The organism is Archangium sp. (genome assembly GCF_036277355.1).
GTDB lineage: Bacteria > Myxococcota > Myxococcia > Myxococcales > Myxococcaceae > Archangium.
Genome location: NZ_DASUNC010000027.1, coordinates 24,049 through 42,025, shown reverse-complemented (window position 1 = coordinate 42,025; position 17,977 = coordinate 24,049). Strand labels below are relative to the sequence as shown.

At 69.6% G+C, this 17,977-nt stretch carries 18 protein-coding genes; 12 read left to right on the top strand and 6 right to left on the bottom strand.

What is annotated here, in order from left to right; genetic code table 11:
* Positions 1-26: 26 nt before the first annotated feature.
* From VFZ09_RS07590 to VFZ09_RS07570, 5 genes are all read left to right on the top strand, one after another.
* Positions 27-1,316 carry an HD domain-containing protein gene (locus VFZ09_RS07590; RefSeq protein ID WP_329726818.1) on the top strand — a complete coding sequence of 430 codons (1,290 nt, stop codon included), beginning with the start codon at positions 27-29 and terminating at the stop codon, positions 1,314-1,316.
* Positions 1,313-2,827: an MBL fold metallo-hydrolase gene (locus tag VFZ09_RS07585; RefSeq protein ID WP_329726817.1), complete on the top strand. Its 1,515-nt coding sequence runs from the start codon at positions 1,313-1,315 to the stop codon at positions 2,825-2,827. Before VFZ09_RS07590 ends, VFZ09_RS07585 begins: the two co-directional genes overlap by 4 nt.
* Before the next feature lie 114 nt (positions 2,828-2,941).
* Positions 2,942-4,222 carry a PAS domain-containing sensor histidine kinase gene (locus VFZ09_RS07580; RefSeq protein ID WP_329726816.1) on the top strand — a complete coding sequence of 427 codons (1,281 nt, stop codon included), beginning with the start codon at positions 2,942-2,944 and terminating at the stop codon, positions 4,220-4,222.
* Between the two features lie 11 nt (positions 4,223-4,233).
* The gene (locus VFZ09_RS07575; RefSeq protein WP_329726815.1) at positions 4,234-4,698 is read left to right on the top strand and encodes a response regulator; all 465 of its coding nucleotides are present in this window, start codon (positions 4,234-4,236) and stop codon (positions 4,696-4,698) included.
* On the top strand, positions 4,688-6,616 hold the full coding sequence (locus tag VFZ09_RS07570) for a response regulator (protein WP_329726814.1): 1,929 nt from the start codon (positions 4,688-4,690) through the stop codon (positions 6,614-6,616). The genes VFZ09_RS07575 and VFZ09_RS07570 overlap by 11 nt, the downstream gene beginning before the upstream one ends.
* A 52-nt stretch (positions 6,617-6,668) precedes the next feature.
* Here the strand turns inward: VFZ09_RS07570 and VFZ09_RS07565 are convergent, their stop codons facing one another.
* Positions 6,669-8,513 carry a cytochrome c/FTR1 family iron permease gene (locus tag VFZ09_RS07565; protein ID WP_329726813.1) on the bottom strand — a complete coding sequence of 615 codons (1,845 nt, stop codon included), beginning with the start codon at positions 8,511-8,513 and terminating at the stop codon, positions 6,669-6,671.
* Positions 8,514-8,734: 221 nt separating this feature from the next.
* Between VFZ09_RS07565 and VFZ09_RS07560 the strand changes: the two genes are divergently transcribed.
* Entirely contained in the window at positions 8,735-9,220 is a 486-nt protein-coding gene (locus VFZ09_RS07560) for a hypothetical protein (RefSeq protein WP_329726812.1), read from the top strand.
* 162 nt (positions 9,221-9,382) lie between these two features.
* A complete protein-coding gene (locus VFZ09_RS07555; RefSeq protein WP_329726811.1) occupies positions 9,383-10,072 on the top strand; it encodes a hypothetical protein in 690 nt (229 codons plus the stop codon).
* 37 nt (positions 10,073-10,109) lie between these two features.
* Here VFZ09_RS07555 and VFZ09_RS07550 read toward each other — a convergent pair whose 3' ends face one another.
* Both VFZ09_RS07550 and VFZ09_RS07545 read right to left on the bottom strand, forming a co-directional pair.
* Positions 10,110-10,466, bottom strand: coding sequence for a hypothetical protein (locus VFZ09_RS07550; RefSeq protein WP_329726810.1), 357 nt, complete (start codon positions 10,464-10,466; stop codon positions 10,110-10,112).
* The gene (locus VFZ09_RS07545; RefSeq protein ID WP_329726809.1) at positions 10,463-10,936 is read right to left on the bottom strand and encodes a hypothetical protein; all 474 of its coding nucleotides are present in this window, start codon (positions 10,934-10,936) and stop codon (positions 10,463-10,465) included. The genes VFZ09_RS07550 and VFZ09_RS07545 overlap by 4 nt, the downstream gene beginning before the upstream one ends.
* 113 nt (positions 10,937-11,049) lie before the next feature.
* On the opposite strand from VFZ09_RS07545, the gene VFZ09_RS07540 reads away from it, so the two are divergent.
* Complete coding sequence (locus tag VFZ09_RS07540) at positions 11,050-11,889, top strand: helix-turn-helix transcriptional regulator (protein ID WP_329726808.1); 840 nt, start codon at positions 11,050-11,052, stop codon at positions 11,887-11,889.
* On the opposite strand, the gene VFZ09_RS07535 is transcribed toward VFZ09_RS07540, so the two are convergent.
* Positions 11,870-12,352 (bottom strand): dihydrofolate reductase, encoded by a 483-nt coding sequence (locus VFZ09_RS07535; RefSeq protein ID WP_329726807.1) that lies wholly within the window; start codon positions 12,350-12,352, stop codon positions 11,870-11,872. The two genes, VFZ09_RS07540 and VFZ09_RS07535, sit on opposite strands and share 20 nt — an antisense overlap.
* Positions 12,349-13,143, bottom strand: a complete 795-nt coding sequence (locus VFZ09_RS07530) for a thymidylate synthase (protein ID WP_329726806.1) — start codon at positions 13,141-13,143, stop codon at positions 12,349-12,351. Before VFZ09_RS07530 ends, VFZ09_RS07535 begins: the two co-directional genes overlap by 4 nt.
* Before the next feature lie 198 nt (positions 13,144-13,341).
* Between VFZ09_RS07530 and VFZ09_RS07525 the strand changes: the two genes are divergently transcribed.
* The 3 genes from VFZ09_RS07525 to VFZ09_RS07515 all read left to right on the top strand — a co-directional run bounded on the left by VFZ09_RS07525 (position 13,342) and on the right by VFZ09_RS07515 (position 16,084).
* The gene (locus VFZ09_RS07525; protein WP_329726805.1) at positions 13,342-13,902 is read left to right on the top strand and encodes a cob(I)yrinic acid a,c-diamide adenosyltransferase; all 561 of its coding nucleotides are present in this window, start codon (positions 13,342-13,344) and stop codon (positions 13,900-13,902) included.
* A gap of 17 nt (positions 13,903-13,919) precedes the next feature.
* Entirely contained in the window at positions 13,920-14,939 is a 1,020-nt protein-coding gene (queG, locus tag VFZ09_RS07520; protein WP_329726804.1) for a tRNA epoxyqueuosine(34) reductase QueG, read from the top strand.
* 188 nt (positions 14,940-15,127) lie between these two features.
* On the top strand, positions 15,128-16,084 hold the full coding sequence (locus VFZ09_RS07515) for a DMT family transporter (protein ID WP_329726803.1): 957 nt from the start codon (positions 15,128-15,130) through the stop codon (positions 16,082-16,084).
* Between the two features lie 11 nt (positions 16,085-16,095).
* Here the strand turns inward: VFZ09_RS07515 and VFZ09_RS07510 are convergent, their stop codons facing one another.
* Positions 16,096-16,830 (bottom strand): hypothetical protein, encoded by a 735-nt coding sequence (locus tag VFZ09_RS07510; protein WP_329726802.1) that lies wholly within the window; start codon positions 16,828-16,830, stop codon positions 16,096-16,098.
* A gap of 56 nt (positions 16,831-16,886) precedes the next feature.
* On the opposite strand from VFZ09_RS07510, the gene VFZ09_RS07505 reads away from it, so the two are divergent.
* Positions 16,887-17,957, top strand: coding sequence for a YihY/virulence factor BrkB family protein (locus VFZ09_RS07505; protein ID WP_329726801.1), 1,071 nt, complete (start codon positions 16,887-16,889; stop codon positions 17,955-17,957).
* Positions 17,958-17,977: the final 20 nt, after the last annotated feature.

The following is a 17,977-nucleotide window of genomic DNA, read 5'->3' as shown; positions in this document are numbered from 1 at the left end:
GGTCCCGGAAGTATGAGAGGAGAACCATGCGGATTCGCGACCCCATTCACGGCACCATCGACGTGAGTGACGAGGAGAAGGCCGTCATCGACAGCCGCTACTACCAGCGGCTGCGCCACGTCCGGCAGTTGGGCTTCGGCGACCTGGCCTTCCCCGGCGCTACCCACACCCGGCACGCCCACTCCCTGGGCGCGATGCACGTCGCCTCCCGAGTCTTCCAGGCCGTCACCGGCCGCTCCAGTCTCCCCGTGGACATTCGCGGCCGCTTCAGTGCCGCGGTGCGTCTGGCCGTGCTGTGTCATGACCTGGGCCACATGCCGCTCTCCCACGCCTCGGAGCGCATCGCCCCGTCGCGAGCCTCCCTGCGGCTGCCCCCCTGGTTGGATGCCGTGGCGGAGGGAGAGCAGGCCACCCACGAGGACTTCACCGCCAAGCTCCTGCTGGACAGCTCGCTCACCCCCATCATCGAGCAGCGCTATGGGCCGATGGGCATCACCCCCGCGGCGGTGGTGGGCCTCATCACCGGGGCCCGGGCGCCGCAGGACCCTGGCTTCTCGCACGGGGGGGTGGACTGGACGCCGCTCCTGCGCGCCATCGTCTCCGGCGAGCTGGACGCGGACCGCATGGACTACCTGGTGCGCGACTCCTTCTATACGGGAGTCAACTACGGCCGGTACGACATGGACTGGCTCATTTCGAACCTGAATCCGGCGGTGAAGGATGGGCGCGTCTACCTGGCGCTGAGCCGGGCGGCGGCGTTCGCCTTCGAGGACTTCCTCCTCAGCCGCTACCACATGTTCGTCTCCGTCTACTACCACCACACCTCGGTGAACTTCGACTACATGCTGCGGCGCTACTACGAGGAGGCGCCCGGCGAGTTCGAGATTCCCTCGGACCCGGAGGCCTTCCTCACCTGCGACGACGTGGCGCTCTGGTACACGCTGCGGCGCTCGAGGAACCAGTGGGCCGAGCGCATCTCCACGCGCCGGGGCTTCAAGCTGCTGGCGCAGTTCACCGAGCGGGACGTGGGCTATGACCTCGAGGTGCTGCGCAGCGCGCTGGTGACGGGCGGCTTCGAGCACTTCACGGTGGAGTCCAAGGGGGTGCTCTCCAAGTACTTCTCGGAGGGCTCGGGCCCGAGCCTCTTCATCGCCGACATGTCCACCGGCCGGCTGACGGAGGTGGCCCGCTACACGCCGCTCTACCAGCGCTACAGCGGCGCGGTGAGGCTGTCGCGGCTGTACGTCCGGCCGGATCAAATCGAGGACGCGCGCAACATGATGGCGCGGCTGTTGGGACAGGCGGTTCAATCATGAGCGAGGCGTTTCCCGGGATGCCCCCGCCGCCCCCCGTGGCGGCGACGAGGCCCGCGTCGGTGGTGGTGCCCTACCGCAGGACGCCGGAGGGCGTGGAGGTCTTCTGGGTGCGGCGCGAGAAGGCGCTCGCCTTCGCCGGGGGCTTCTATGCCTTCCCTGGCGGCAAGGTGGACAAGACGGACGCGCTGGTGCCGGTGCGCGGGGCCTCGGGGCAGGACGCGGCGCTGCGGGTGGCGGCGGCGCGCGAGCTGCTCGAGGAGGCCGGGGTGCTGGTGGCCGAGGGCGCCCGGCGGCTGAGCCCGGAGGACGTGCGGGAAGCCCGCCGCGCGCTGCTGGAGAAGCGGAGCACGTGGTCGGAGTTGCTCCAGCGGCATGGCCTGGTGCTCCGGGCGGAGGACTTCCCGGACGCGGGGCGGTGGGTGACGCCGGAGTTCGCCCCCGTGCGCTTCGACACCTTCTTCTACCTGGTGGAGACGCCCGAGTACGCCCAGGCCGAGTGCTGGCCCGGGGAGCTGTCGGAGGCCGCGTGGGTGAAGCCGGCCGACGCGCTGGCCCGCTGGGAGCAGGGCACCGCGCTGCTGCACCCGCCCGCCCTGCACGTGCTGCGGGTGATGGCGGACTTCGACACGCCGGAGCGGGCCCTGGCGCGCCTGAGAGATCAGCCGGACTGCCCGGACTTCATCGCCCAGCGCATCGAGTTCCACCAGGGCGTGCGGGTGTTCCCGCTGCGCACGGCCACGCTGCCTCCCGCCACGCACACCAACGCGTACGTGCTGGGCAACGGCGAGCTGCTCATCGTGGACCCGGGCGCGGACGACGAGGCCGAGGTGGAGCGGCTGCTGAAGATGGTGGACGGGCTGCTGCAGGAGGGGCACCGCGTCCAGGCGGTGGTCCTCACGCACCACCATGGGGACCACGTGGGCGGCGTGCGCGCGGTGACGGAGCGGTTGAAGGTGCCGCTGTGGTGCCACGCGCGGACGGCGGACCGGGTGGACGTGCCGGCGGCCCGCCTGCTGGAGGACGGCGAGGTGCTGGAGCTCGCGGGCAGCCCGCCCCAGCGCTGGCGCGTGCTGTACACGCCGGGGCACGCCCGGGGCCACCTGTGCCTGGTGGACGAGCGGACGCACGCGGCGGTGGTGGGCGACATGGTGGCCAGCGTGGGCTCCATCGTCATCGACCCGCCCGAGGGCGACATGGCCGAGTACCTGAAGCAGCTCGCCCGCCTGAGGGACTGGCCGGTGACGACGCTGCACCCCTCGCACGGCACGGCGATTCCCGACGGGCCGGCCAAGCTCCAGGAGTACCTGGACCACCGCGCGGCGCGCGAGGCCCGCATCGTGGAGGCCGTGCCCGCGGACGGCGTCTCGCTCGAGCAGGTGGTCGAGCGGGCGTACTCGGACACACCTCCCTTTCTCCACCCGGTGGCGGAACGGAGTGCACTCGCGGTGCTGCTCAAGCTCGTGGGCGAAGGTAGGGTACGGGAGGCCGCTGGCCGTTACTTCCGTACCTGAGTTACACCCCAGGGGCTGGTTTGATTCAGCCGCTTTCTTGCCATCAAAATAAAGGCGCGGGGCCCGGTGGGGGCCTCGTCCAGTCGACACGAAGTGCCATCAGGGGGCACCTGCTTGGAAACGCGCCGTAGTGCCCAGGGGGACGCTCTCCCCTCCGATGCCTCCACTGCTCCGCCTCGGGAAACGACGGTCGAGGAGCTGCTCGAGGTGATCGCCAGGATGGTGGCGAACGAGCCCCATGTCCGGTGCCGGGTGGGAGAGGGGCCCCTGACGCCGGTGGCCACGGCGCTCAACACGCTGGCCGGTGAGCTCGAGTCGCGTCGCGTCCATCCGGACGGGATGTTCGGCGCGGAGGTGTTGGTCGCGCAGTCGCCGGTCGCGATGATGGCGTGCGACGCCGACGAGCGGATCCAGTTCATGAACTACACCTTCCCGGGTCTGAAGCTCTCCGACGTGGTGGGCAGGCGGTACTACGAGTTCACCCCATCGGAAGACCTGGAGATGGTACGGGGCCACGTCCGGCATGTCCTCACCACGGGCGAGCCCGTCTTCTACGAGCACCGGCCCAACATCGGCTACGGTCCCGAATGGTTCGGCGTGCACCTGGCGCCGATCCGCTCGGGGGACCGGGTCGCCGGCTTCACCATGAGCCTGATGGACATCTCCGACCTCAAGCGGACCCAGTTCCGCCTGGAGCAGTCCAACCGGGAGCTGGAGAGCTTCGCGTCCGTGGCCTCGCACGACCTGCAGGAGCCGCTGCGGAAGATCCAGACCTTCGGCGAGCGCCTGAAGACGACGTGCGCTTCGGCCCTGAGCCCCGAGGGCCGCGACTACCTCGAGCGGATGAACAACGCCGCGGGCCGCATGCGCAGGTTGATCGACGACCTGCTCTCCTTCTCGCGCATCTCCTCCAAGGCGCCCACCTTCGCCCGCGTGGACCTCGGCCGGGTCGCCCGCGAGGTGCTGATGGACCTGGAGACGGCCATCGAGCAGGCGGGCGCGTCCGTCTCGGTGAGCGAGCTGCCCACGCTCCAGGCCGAGCCGATGCAGATGCGCCAGCTGCTCCAGAACCTCTTGAGCAATGCCCTCAAGTTCCGCCGGGAGGGCGTGGTGCCGGCCGTCTCCATCTCGGCCACCGTGGATGCGAACGCGGGCCAGTACGAGCTCCGGGTGGCGGACAACGGCATCGGCTTCGACGAGAAGTACCTCGACCGCATCTTCAACGTCTTCCAACGGCTGCACGGGCGCGGCAAATACGAGGGCACGGGAATTGGTCTGGCGATCTGCCGGAAGATCGTCGAGAGACACGGTGGGTGCATCGGCGCGCGGAGCACTCCCGGCCAGGGGGCGACCTTCCTCGTCACCCTGCCCCTCAAGCCGCCCCAACCCAGGTAGAGAGGAGACCCATGCCACACCGAAAGCCCGTCACGATCCTGATGGCGGATGACGACATGGACGACCGGGAGTTCGCCCGCACGGCCATGCAGGAGAGCCGGCTCATGAACGAGCTCCGGTTCGTCGAAGATGGGGAGGAGCTGCTCGACTACCTCTACCGCCGCGGCGCCTACTCGGACCCCAAGAGCGCGCCCCGGCCGGGGTTGATCCTCCTGGACCTCAACATGCCCCGCAAGGACGGCCGCGAGGCGCTGCGGGAGATCAAATCCGACCCCACGCTGCGGCAGATTCCGGTGGTCGTCCTCACTACATCCAAGGCCGAGGAGGACATCCTGCGCAGCTATGACCTCGGGGCCAATTGTTTCATCTCCAAACCCGTGACGTTCGATGGGCTGGTCGAGGTGGTGAAGGTTCTCGACAAGCACTGGTTCCAGATCGTCGAACTGCCACGCCCCGCTGGTCCCCATGAAACCTGATGCAGAACAGCCCTTCATCCGCATCCTGCTGGTCGAGGATGACGAGGATGACTTCGTCCTGACGCGGGACGCCCTTCGCACCATCAGCAACGGACGCATGGTGCTCGAGTGGGTGGACAACGGCGAGCAGGCGTTGGCGGAGCTCAAGACCGGGCGCCATGACGTGTGCCTGCTCGACTACCGGCTGGATGCCAGCACGGGACTCGAGCTGCTCGCGCGGATGCGGCAGCAGGGGTGGCTCGGCCCGGTCATCCTGCTGACGGGGATGAGTGACGATGCGCTCGACGAGCAGGCGCTGAAGGCCGGAGCGGCCGACTTCCTCGACAAGTCGCAGCTGACGCCCACGCTGCTGGCGCGCTCCATCCGCTACGCGCTCCAGAACGCGCGCACGCTGGAGGCGCTGCGCCGCTCGCAGGCGAGCTTCCGCGCCCTCATCGAGCGGCTGCCGGACGGCATCGGCGTGACGCAGGACGAGCGGCTCGTCTATGCGAACCCCGCGCTCGTGTCGCTGATTGGCCTGTCGTCCGCGGACGAGCTGCTGGGGGGCTCGCGGGCCGAGCTGGAGGCGCTGTTCATCCACGCCGAGTCGCGGGCGTTGCTCCCCCGGGACGACCAGGCGGAGAAGGAGTCGAAGGCGCCTCCTCCCATGGAGATCCGCATGGTGCGCAAGAACGGGACTCCGGTCTTCGTGGAGCTCGCCCATGCGCCCAGCGTGTTCGACGGCCATCCGTGCATCGTCTGGCTCGTGAGGGATATGACGGAGCGTCGGCAGATGGAGGCCCGCCTGGTGCGCGCCGACCGCATGGCCTCGCTCGGGACGCTCGCCGCGGGCATCGCGCACGAAATCAACAATCCGCTCGCCTTCACGGTGGCCAACCTCAGCCACCTGGAGTCGGACGTGCTCCCCCGGCTGAAGCTGCCCACGGGCGAGCAGGAGGATGTGCGCAAGCTGGTCTCCGACGCGCAGCTCGGCGCCACGCGGGTGCGCGACATCGTGCGGCAGTTGAAGATGTTCTCGCGCGCGGACGAGCAGGCCCGGCCCGAGCCCGTGGAGGTGACGCGCGTGCTCGAGAGCGCCATCAGCATGGCCTCCAATGAGATCAAACACCGCGCCCGGCTGGTGCGGGACTTCACGGACCCGCTCGTGGCCGAGGCGCACGAGGGCCGGCTCGGGCAGGTGATGGTGAACCTGCTCGTCAACGCGGCCCAGGCCATCCCCGAGGGGAACGTGGAGCTCCATGAGATCCGCGTGCTCACGCGGACGCATGCCGAGGGCCTGGCCATCGAGGTGAGGGATACGGGCTCGGGGATTCCCCCGGAGAACCTGGAGCGGTTGTTCGAGCCGTTCTTCACGACGAAGCCCGTGGGCGTGGGAACGGGGCTCGGCCTGCCCATCTGTCAGGACATCATCACCAGCTTCGGTGGACGGATGGAGGTGGAGAGCCAGGTGGGCAAGGGGAGCACCTTCCGCGTCATCCTCCGCGCGGCCAACGTGGTGCGCCCGAGCGAGCCGGTGAAGGAGGCCGTGGCACCCGCGGCCTCCCGGCGCGGCCGCATCCTGGTGGTGGACGACGAGCCCATGATTGGCATGGCCATCCGCCGGACGCTGCAGCGGGAGCACGAGGTCATCGCGCTGACGAGCGCGCGGGAGGCCCAGGCGCGGCTCATCAGCGGAGAGCGCTTCGACCTCATCCTGTGCGACCTGATGATGCCGGAGATGAGCGGGATGGATCTGCACCAGGCGGTGGCGAACCACTCGCCCGGGCTGGCCGGGAGCATGGTGTTCCTCACCGGTGGAGCCTTCACGGCCAATGCCCGCGACTTCCTGAACCAGGTACCCAACCACCGCGTGGAGAAGCCCTTCTCCACCCAGGAGCTGCGCGGGCTGGTGCAGTCGCTGCTGGCCGCCGTGTCGTGAGGTGCGCGCCCTCTCCCTCTGGGAGAGGGCGGGGGGTGAGGGTCGTCCTCGACTACGAGGCGTCCGCCAGCCTCGTGCTGCCGCCGCGCCGCTTGATGACGAGCATGACGAGCGGGATGGCCGCCAGCACCACCTGGGGGAAGAACGTCAGGGCATCCGGGAAGATGCCGAGCGGCTCGAAGGTGAAGAGGGGGATGGGGCTGAGCGGCACCATGCCCACCTCCTGCAGGGCGCGCAGGCCCTTGCCGAGCAGGATGACGGCGGTGACGACCAGCAGCACCGTGGACGCCTTGAAGAGCGTCTTCATGGGCAGCTTGTAGCCCACGCGGTTGATGAAGAGCACCAGCACGGTGAGCGCCACGGCGCCCGCGGCACAACCCCAGGCCACGCCGGACGCCGAGTCGAAGGCCAGGCCCTGCAGGAAGATGGCCGTCTCCACGCTCTCGCGCAGCGCGGCGGAGAAGGCGATGGCGAACAGGCCGGCGGCGCTGCCCTTGCCGAGCGCGCCCTTCATCTTCTCGCGCAGCTCGCCCATGAACTGGCTCATGTTGGCGCGCGCGTTGAGCCACAGGGCCGCGTACAGCAGCATCACCACGGCGGCGAGCGCGGCCACGCCCTCGAGCATCTCGCGGTTGGCGCCGCCCAGCAGGTGCCGGCCGAAGATGAAGAGCAGGGCGCCCACCACCAGCGCGGAGATCCACCCGGCGTGCACCACGCGGGCGTACGCCGTGGCCTGCATCTTGCGCAGCATGGCGAGCAGCGCGGCGACGATGACGGTGGCCTCGAAGCCCTCGCGCAGGAGGATGAGCACGGTGAGCCACAGCACCGAGACGAAGCCCGCGGTGGTGCCACTGCCGCGCCGCGCCTCGTCCAGCAGGGACAGGAGGATGCGGCCCTCGTCCTGGAGGTGCGGGCTCTTCTTCTCGGCGGCGAGCCGCGTGTCCAGGAAGGCCTTCTCCAGCTTCAGCACCAGGTCCGGACTGCGGGCCCGCAGCGTGGACTCCACCGGCTCGAGCCCGTTGAGGTAGGCGTCCAGCAGCGCGTTGCGTGCCCCGACGGAGTCCCCGGCGGCACCCAGCTTCAGCGCCTGCTCCACGTGGCTCCGGGCCGCCAGCAGGCCGCGCTCCTCGTCCACGTCGGGCATCTTGCGGCGCAGGCACGCGAGGTGCTCCTGCCCGTGGGCCTGGACGAGCTCGGGGTCCGTGGCGTTGGCGAGCTTCTCCAGCGACACGCGCGGCGGGTTGCCCTCGCACGCGGGCTGGCGCAGCGTGTGGACGTAGAAGGCGACGGCCCAGCGCTCCTCCTCGGTGAGGGTGGGGAAGCCGGGCATGGGCGTCCCGGGCACGCCGAAGCCCACGGTGTTGAAGGCCTTGTACGGGGTGAGCCCGGCCATGATGTCCGCGTCATGGAAGTTGGCGGGCCTGGGCTCCATCGTCTCGGCGATGGGCACCTGCGCGCGTCCGTCCGTGCCGTGGCAGGCCACGCAGCTCTGCTGGTACACCCGGGCACCCAGCTCGAGGTCCGGCGGCGTCCGCGGGCTGCGCGCCAGGCCCCCGGCGAGCACCAGGTCCTCCACCAGCTCGCCGCAGTCCCGGCTGACGCCCTCGGGATCCTCGGCCTTGTCCACGCGCGCTTGAATCTCCTTCAGGCGCGGCAGGAACGCCTGGCCCCGGGAGCCCAGCTCACCGGCCGCTTCGGTCGCCTCGGCGATGAAGCTGCGCTGCTCGGCCAGCTCGAAGTCGGACTTCGACTCCACCGCCGCCGGGTAGTCGGCTTGCAGGTACTGGAGGATGCCCACCAGACGGTGCCAGGTGCGCCCCTCGGACGCACCCTCTTCCGCGGACGCCAGGGGCGCCGTGAGCAACAGGGACAGGAGCAGGAGGCCGGTGCGCTTCACATTCCACGGTCTACCAGTCCTTCGCTCGTATTTCAATTTTGATAATCAAAATCAATTCGATGGAAGGGGCCGAGCTCATCGTTTCCAACAGTGGGGTTCGTGGGGGCTCGGAGGACGGGGGGGGCGCCTCGAAGGCAGGGGCGGAGCGCTCTCACCATGCCGGGCTGCTCTCGACCGGATATCCGTTCTCCACTACTACTTCTGCGGTAGTATCGCGCCGCATGACCGAACCCATCGAGCACGAGTTGATCCGCAGCATCGCATGTGTGGACATCAAGGTCGTCAAGACCGAGAAGCAGCCCACGTCCGCCGACGACTGGCACCTGGTCATCGAGGGGCGCCTGGGCGAGGCAGAGGACGACGATGTCGAGTTCGCCGGCATGGGGCTGTTGTACTCGCTCGGCCTGCTCTCGTTCGCTGATGCCCGTCCGCGCGGCGTGTCGGAGATGGACTTCGATGCCACCGACCACTGGACCTCCGGTGACATGCTGCGCCATTTCCGCTTCGAGAGCGGAGAGCTCCACTTCAGCGCCGACTACGTCCGCGGGCGCTGTATGAAGACCGACGTCATTGTTCGCCGTGACGGCACCTTCCGCCTCGAAACGACCCACCGGGGCGAGGCGGCGACGCGGTGGATTGCCCGGCTCCAGGGCAAGAAGGTCCTGGCCCCCGTGCGCGGCCTTCCCGCAGGGACCGGGCCGCAATAGCCACTGGTCCCGGGCGGGCACTCCAGCCCCCTGAGGCGCATCATCTCCCAGGTCATCCACCCACCACGTGACTTTTCCCGTCAGTCTGTTCAGGATGCACGCCAGACCCTGGTTGGTGGCGGGCGGCCTCGACCCGGGCCGTGCCAAGGAGGCATTCGACCGATGAGCCGACGCGAGAAGACTGCCCGATTCGACCGTGAGAAGGTGCGCGCCCATGCTCGCGGGCTCGATGGCGTGGGGCTCCGGGTCTGGCTGGACCGAGCCATCGACCTCCTCCCGAACGAGGTGCTCCCCGAGCTCGTCGCCGACTACGTCCGCCTGGAGGATGTCGTTGCGGACGGCCGGGCGGAGCCCGAGCTGCTGCACACCATCCGTCGCTTCCATCGCGAGAGCCTCGCCGGGCGCTACTACCAGGATTTCACGGTGAGCTCGCGCAACTTCATGGAGAAGTCACGCGGCACGGAGACCTTCATCGCGGAGCACTCGCGGCTGCTCGACGCCTGCATGAGGGCGGAGCGCGCGGGAGACCTCGGCGTGGCCCGCGAGGGGCTGGGTCTTCTCATCGATCTGATGCGCCAGATCGACCGCTGCGAGGCCGACATCGTCTTCTTCGCTGACGAGGCCGGCTCATGGCAGGTCGGCGTGGACTGGGCAGCAGTGCTTCCGGCCTGGTTCCGTAGCCTCTCACCCGTCACAGACCCCTACGACTGGGCCGAGGTGGTGATCGATGCGCTCAACGATTTCGCGGGATACCAGTGGGAGCCCATCCTCGCGGCCGCTCGCGACATGGCCACACCGGAACAACGAGAGGCCCTGGTGGAGTACGACGGCAACCTGCGCCGGACGCGGTGAGCGCGCCGGGACACGACCGGTCCCCGGTGTCTCCGGCCTATTTCGGGAAGGAGGCGGGCACCCGGCTCTTTCCGAGGAGGAGCGAGGCGGTGTCGCCGCTGGCCCGGAATGACTCCACGAAGAGGTAGACGCTCAGGAACAGCGCACCGCCGAGGAACGCCCCCACGCCCAGCACGATGCCAGGCGCGCTGAACCGATGCCGGGAGGAGACCCACAGCCCCGACAGCGCGAGCATGCACATGAAGTCGAGGTTGAACTGGCCCGGCCACCCCAGTTTCGCCATGTCGCCGAAGAAGATGGGAAGCAGGCCCATGCCGTGGTTCGAGGCGACGACGCTGGTGTAGCCGCCGACGGCCACGAAAATGAGCAGCAGAAGGAAGCGGAACGCGCTCATGAGCGGGTCTCCTCGTGGGCCCCGGCCGTCTGGAGGCGTTCGCCGCCGGCTCCACCCCGCGCGGGCACCCAGAGTGGCCCCGCGGCGAGGGCGAGCACGAGCACGTTGAAGAGCACGTTCGAGGCATTGCCCGAGGCCAGGGAGCCCGAGCTGTCCAGGCAGAACCAGGCGCAGAGCCCGGCGAGCACGGCGCGGCGCACGGCTTCGGGAGCGAGATCGTAGACCCAGGTGGACAGGCACCACACCGTCACGCCCCAGCCGAAGAGGAAGCCGCCGGTCAGCGCCGAGAGGAAGCGCGTGTCGGGATGCGCATAGGTCGTCGCACCGTCGACGGGCCAGCTCAAGAGGTCCAGCGTCAAGCGCGCGGGTTCCAGCGTGGCCGCCATCGTGCCGAGGAAGAACACCGGTCCGAATGAACCGATGACGATGGCGGTGAGCTTGAGCCAGCGCTTGTGGAGGGTGTGTGTCATTGGGGCTCCTCGTTGGTTGTCATCACGCGCCTATCCATGCGGCGTCCCCAGGGTGAAATCCATGACCTCGAAGGTCATGGCGGCCACGAGGCGCGCGCGGCTACAGTGAAGCGATGCCCGAGGGCTTCCCGCGTCTCCTCCGACAACACCGGACCCACCGCCGGTGGAGTCAGGAGCAGCTCGGTCTGGAAGCCGGGGTCTCGCCCCGTCACCTGAGCTGCCTCGAAACGGGGAAGGCGCGGCCGAGCCGCGAGATGGTGCTCTTGCTCGCCGGCGTGCTCGCGCTCGAGCTGCGGGAGCGCAACGCGCTCCTCGTGAGCGCCGGATTCGCCGCCGTCTATCCGGCGACCCCCCTGGATGGACTCGCCATGGCGCCGGTGAACCGGGCGATCGGGCTCGTGCTCACCCAGCAGGAGCCCTACGGCGCGGTGCTCATCGACCGCTGCTGGAACGTGCTGCGCGTCAATGAAGGTGCCCAGCGTCTGCTCGCGGCCTTCCTCGAGCCTGGGGGAGCTCCAGCCCGCATCGCGACCAACCTGGTGCGCGCGGCGCTGCACCCCGAAGGTCTTCGGCCGCACATCGTCAACTGGACCGAGGTCGCCGCGGTCGTGCTCGAGCGTGTCGAGCGCGCGCACCTGTCGCATCCCGAGGACGATGAGCGCCGCGAGCTGCTCGAGGAGATTCGAACCTATCCAGGGGTCTCGGCGCTCTCCGGGGGGACGCCGCCGGGGGCCGCTCCGGTGGCGGTGCTCCATCTTCGCCGAGGCCCGGACGAGCTGCGGCTCTTCACCCTGCTCACGACGATCGGCACGCCGCTCGACGTGACCTCGCAGGAGCTCACGATCGAGTCGTTGTTCCCGGTGGACGAAGCAGCGGAGCGCTGGTTTCGCGCGCGAGCGGAGACGGCTCTCCCCGGCCAGCCGGTTCGAGTCCCTACGAGCGCTCGTAGGTGAGGAAGGAGAAGGGCGGCTCGGTGGCGGTGGCCGGGTGGTGCTCCTCGGAGACGAGCCTCCAGGCGGACAGGTCCACCTCGGGGAAGAAGGTGTCGCCCTCGTAGTCGCGGCCGATGCGCGTGAGGTACAGCCGCCGCACGTGCGCCATGGCCTGCCGGTAGAGGTCCGCGCCACCCGCGATGAAGACCTCGTCGCCGCGCGCCAGCTCCAGGGCCTTCTCCAGCGAGTGCGCCACCTGCACGCCCTCGGGCGCGTAGTCGCGCTGGCGCGTCACCACCACCGTGGTCCTGCCCGGCAGTGGCCGGCCGATGGACTCGTACGTCTTGCGGCCCATGACGAGCGTGTGCCCCAGGGTGAGCTGCTTGAAGCGCTTGAGATCCGCCGGCAGCCGCCAGGGCAGGGTGTTGTCCCGGCCGATGCACCGGTTGGTGGCCATGGCCACGATGGCGGAGACGGTCCTCATATGGCCACGGGCGCCTTGATGGCGGGATGCGGCTCGTAGCCGCTCAGCGTGAAGTCCTCGTACTTGAAGCCGAAGAGCGAGCGGACGTCGGGGTTGAGCGTCATCTTCGGCAGCGGACGAGGCTCGCGCTTCAGCTGCTCGCGGGCCTGCTCCACGTGGTTGAGGTACAGGTGCGCGTCGCCCGTGGTGTGGATGAACTCGTGGGCCTGGAGCCCCGTCACCTGCGCCACCATCATCGTCAGCAGCGCGTAGGAGGCGATGTTGAAGGGCAGCCCGAGGAAGATGTCCGCGCTGCGCTGGTAGAGCTGGCAGGAGAGCTTCCCGTCCGCCACGTAGAACTGGAACAGGATGTGGCAGGGCGGCAGCTTCATCGCGTCCAGGTCCGCCACGTTCCACGCGCTGATGATGTGCCGGCGCGAGTCCGGATTCTTCTTCAGCTGCTCGACGAGCTGGCTCATTTGATCGATGGAGCCGCCGCCGGGCCTGGGCCACGAGCGCCACTGGTGCCCGTAGATGGGGCCGAGGTTGCCCTCCGCGTCCGCCCACTCGTCCCAGATGGTGACGCCGTGCTTCTGCAGGTCCTTCACGTTGGTGCCACCCGCGAGCATCCACAGCAGCTCGTGGATGATGGACTTGAGGTGGAGCTTCTTCGTCGTCACCAGCGGGAACCCCTGCGTGAGGTCGAACCGCATCTGATGGCCGAAGATGCTCAGCGTCCCGGTCCCGGTCCGGTCGCTCTTCTTGTTTCCGTGGTGGAGGACGTGCTCGAGCAGGGCGAGGTACTGTTTCATGGTCGGATCGATCACCCGCCCGTCGCCAGGCGCAAAGGGGGGACGGGCTTCTATCCCAGGTGCTGTGGAACGCGCGACATTCCGGCGCACGGGGGATGCTGGATCCACAACGGAGGCACCCGGTACGAGCCCGCCGTACACGATGGAGACGCCTTCCGGTGGCGGTGACGTACGGGAAGCCATTAGAAGGGCGCCGCCATGAAGATCTACACGAAGACCGGGGACGCGGGAGAGACGGGCTTGTTCGGCGGAGGCCGGGTGCGCAAGGACAGCGTGCGCGTGGACGCCTACGGCGAGGTGGACGAGCTGAACGCCTCGCTGGGCCTGGCGCGCTCCCTGTCCATGCCGTCGGACCTGGACGCGCTGCTGCTGCGGTTGCAGGACCAGCTCTTCACCGTGGGCGCGGTGCTGGCCACACCGGTGGGGACCAAGGCCTCCGAGCACATCCCCAAGCTCAAGGCCGAGTGGGTGACGGACATGGAGAAGGCCATCGACACCTTCGAGACGGAGCTGTCGCCCATGACGCACTTCATCCTGCCGGGAGGCAGCCAGGCGGCCGCCGCGCTGCACCTCTCCCGCACGGTGTGCCGCCGGGCCGAGCGCCGCGTCGTCGCCGCCCTGCGCGAGGGCGAGGCCCAGCAGGAGGCCGTCGTCTACCTCAACCGGCTCTCGGACCTGCTGTTCGTCATGGCTCGCATCGCCAACCACCGGGCTGGCGTCGAGGACGTGAAGTGGATACCGGAGAAGCCGTCGAAGTAGCCGTTATGTAGGGGACCGTGACTCCGCTGCCCACCGCCCATCTCCGTCAGCTCTCCGAGCAGGTCGGCTTCGACCTGGTGGGCTTCGCGCGCGCGGAGCCCATTCCTCCCGAGTTCCTCTTCGGCTGGCTGGAGTCCGGTTGTGCCGCGGACATGGATTGGATGGGCACGCGGGCCGCCGAGCGGCTGGATGTCTCCCAGCTGCTCCCCGGTGCGCGCACCGTCATCGCGTTCGCCACCAACTACTACCGCGATGAGCCCCGGGCCGCGGACTCGCCCATCGCCCGCTACGCGCGCAGCCGCGACTACCACTCCACCCTGCGCGACAAGCTGAAGGCCTTCCGCAAGCTGTTCTCGGAGGCGTACCCCGACGTGCACCACTACGGCAGCGTGGACTCGGGCCCGCTGATGGAGAAGGTGTGGGCCGCGCGCGCGGGCCTGGGCTACGTGGGCAGGAACGGGTGCTTCATCACCGAGCCCTTCGGCTCGTGGGTGCTGCTGTCCGCGCTCGTGCTGGACGCGGAGGTGGATGCGTACGCCGGAGGCCCCGCCAGCGACCGCTGCGGCCACTGCCGCAAGTGCATCATGTCCTGCCCCACCGGCGCGCTGCTGGGCCAGGGCCGCGTGGACGCCCGGGCCTGCCTCTCCTACCAGACCATCGAGAACCGCCACGCCGAGGTGCCCGAGTCCTTCCGCGTGGAGATGGACAACATCGTCTTCGGCTGCGACATCTGCCAGGACGTCTGTCCCCTCAACCGCAGCCCCGTGTTCACGCCCAACGAGCGGTTCTCGCCCCGGGCGGTGGCGGAGCTCGGCGTGATGGAGCTGGCCGCGCTCACCCCGGAGCAGTACGAGCGGCTGATTCCCGGGACGCCGCTCGCGCGGGCCAGGTACGACGGCCTGCGCCGCAATGCCGTGTACGCCCTGGGCGCGATGAAGCAGGCCGAGGCCCGCTCCCTGCTGGAGACGCTGAGCCAGGACTCCAGCGAGCAGGTGCGTCACGCCGCGCAGTGGGCGCTCCGTCACCTGGACGCGTAGCTGCCTCGTTCCGCACGCCGGTGGCCGGAGCGGCTTCGCCCTGGCCGCCCCCGTACCTCGGGGCTCGCCTCGCGCGGACTCGGGGTGCGCCGGGCCTCCTTCCAGCCGACAAGATGCGGCGCGTCACCTGCTCGAAGTGCCCGGCGATGTTCCGGGCCGCCGGGCAATCTGCTACGTGGCGCGAAGCGATGCGCGCATCCTCCCTCGAAGCCGTCTCTCCTCGCCAGGCGTCGCTCGGCCCCATCTACGCCGCGCTGCTCGTCCAGGTGTTGATCAACACGGGCACCTACCTCGCCGGCAAACGCGCCATGGAGGAGCTGCCTCCCGTCACCGTCGTGCTCTGGCGCTTCCTCCTCTGCGCCTCCGTCTTCTGCCTGCTGCTCCTCTTCACGCCCGGCCCCAAGCTGCCTCCGCGCTCCGAGTGGCGCCGCGTGTTGATGCTCGGCCTGCTCGCCGGCCCCATCAACCAGATGCTGTTCTTCTACGGGCTCTCCCAGTCCACCGCGGCCCATGCCGCCCTGCTCTATGCGCTCACGCCGCTCGGCGTGTACCTGGTGAGCCTCGCTCGCGGGCACGAGCCTCCGTCCCTTCGCGCCACGCTCGGGATTCTCACCGCGCTCGCCGGTGTGGTGGTGCTGCTGCTCGGCCGTGGACTGGCCTCGGCTCGCGGCTCGCTCGTGGGTGATCTGCTCATCCTCGCCGCCGTGAGCGCCTGGGTCGTCTACACCACCGAGGGCAAGCCCTTCGCCGCCGCTCACGGGCCCATTCGCTCCACCGCTTGGAGCATGATCGCCGCCGCCGTGCTGCTGTTGCCCGTCACTCCCTTCGCGCTGGCTCCCGCCCGGACCTTCTCCGCCAGCCTCCCCGCGCTCGGCAGCATCGCGTACCTCGCCGTCCTCACGTCCGTCGTCGCCTACCTCATCTGGTACTACGCCCTCTCCAAGGTCCCCGCCTCTCGCGTCGCCGTCTTCTCCAACCTCCAGCCCGCCACCACCGCTCTCGCCGCCTGGTTGTTGCTCGGCGAGGCGCTTCATTGGGGGCTGGCGCTCGGGGGCGGGTTGGTGATTGCGGGTGTACGGCTGACGCAGAGTGCTCCGCTCGTGCCCGCTGCTCGGCGCGAGGTGGAGGTGGCGGGGGAGGCGTAGGGGCGGGGAGATCAGCGCTCGTTCGGATCCCAGTCCGAGATGTCCTTCTTCTTCGGCTCCGGCGGCGGCGCCGGTCGCGGTGGCGGCTCCATCCGCTTCGGTGCCGGCTTCGGCGCGGGCTCCGGTTCGGGCTCGGCCGCGGCTTCGGCCTCGGGCTCCTCATCACCGAAGATGCGCATGTCCCCGCTCTTCCCCGATGCCTTCTTCACCGCGTTCTTCTGCTTCGGCGCCGGCCGCTCCTCGGGCTCGGGTTCCGGCTTCCACTCCGCCTTTGGCTCGGGCTCCGGCTCCGCCTCCGCTTTCGGCTCGGGCTCCGGCTCCTTCGTCATGGCCGGCTCCGCCTCGGGCGCCGGGTCCGAGTCCCCGGCCCGGTAGACCCCCCGGCGCACCCCGTCCCGAGGCGTCTCCGGACGCGCCGCCGGCTCCTGGTTGTCCCGCTCGGGCTCGTCGTAGCCCGTGTCCCGCAGCGAGTAGTGCCGGGTGGTGCACTCCGACTGCTCCTTCTCACAGCCCTGGAGGCACTGGCGGAGCTGGCGGTACTTCGTCGTGCTGCCACCGTAGTCGATGGTGCAGTCCTCGCGGCAGGTCTCGAAATCCTCACGGCACCCCACGGGCACGGTGCGATCGGATCCAGCGGCGAGCGTCAGGAAGACGACGAGAGGGAACGGAAGCATGGTGGAGGCGAAGGCTAGCAGGTCCAGGGCAGGGGAGTAGACGCCGAGCCCCTGCCCGGTTCCTTGCTGCACGAAGGCCCACCCGTCCCCACCTTCGAGGCTTCAATCCGCGACAGTGCGGGGAGGCCATGCCGTTCCGAAAGCCCGGACACCTGACCTGGCGGGAGTTCGCCCGGCGTCTCTGGGTCGAGCTCGAGGAGGACGCCGTCACCGAGTGCGCCGCCCAGCTCGCCTTCTACTTCCTCTTCGCCCTCTTCCCCTTCCTCTTCTTCCTCGTGACGCTCGCGGCCTATCTGCCGTTCGCCCCGGGCGCCGTGGACGCCATGATGGAGCGGCTCGGCCCCCTCATGCCCGCCGAGGCCCTGCAGGTCGTCCAGGCCCACCTCCAGTCGCTCGTCCAGGACAGCCAGCCGCGCCTCATCACGCTCGGCTTCCTCGTGGCGCTCTGGACCGCCTCGCGGGGCGTGGATGCGTTCCGCCGCGCGCTCAACCTCGCCTACGACGTCCCCGAGTACCGGCCCTACTGGAAGACCCAGGGGCTCGCCATCCTCATGACCGTGGCGGGCTCGCTGCTCCTCCCGCTCGCCTTCGCGCTCTTCCTGCTGGGCGGCCGGGTGGGCGAGTGGATCGCCGGGCGTCTCCACTTCCTCAACGTCTACCACGCCGTCTGGTACTGGCTGCGCTGGCCCTTCACCGCATGCCTCGTCATGCTGGCGCTGGCCCTGTGCTACTGGCGCCTGCCCGCCGTCCGGCACCGCTACCAGTTCCTCTCGCCCGGCGCGGTGCTCGCCACCCTGCTGTGGCTGCTCACCACCTGGGGCTTCACGCAGTACGTCGAGCACTTCGGCCGCTACAACGTCACCTATGGCTCCATCGGCGGTGTCGTCGTGCTGCTGCTGTGGCTCTACCTCACCGGCCTCATCTTCATCCTCGGCGGCGAGGTGAATGCCGTCCTCGAGCACGCCGAGGCCGAGGCCGCCCAGGCGGAAGGCAAGCCTCCGCCCATCGAGGCGCCCCACCTCCAGGGCGCTCCCCGGGGGCCGCGCTCGGGCCGGGAGCGGCTCGCCTTCTGGCGCTGGCGCCGGCGCATGGCCGAGCGCGCCTCCCCCGAGGTCCTTCCCCCCGCCGAGGTCCAGGAGGACTCCGGCGAGGGCTCGCCGCCGCGGGAGGAGCCGGGACAGCACCCCCCCCTGCATTGAGGGCCCCGGCGTGGGCCCGG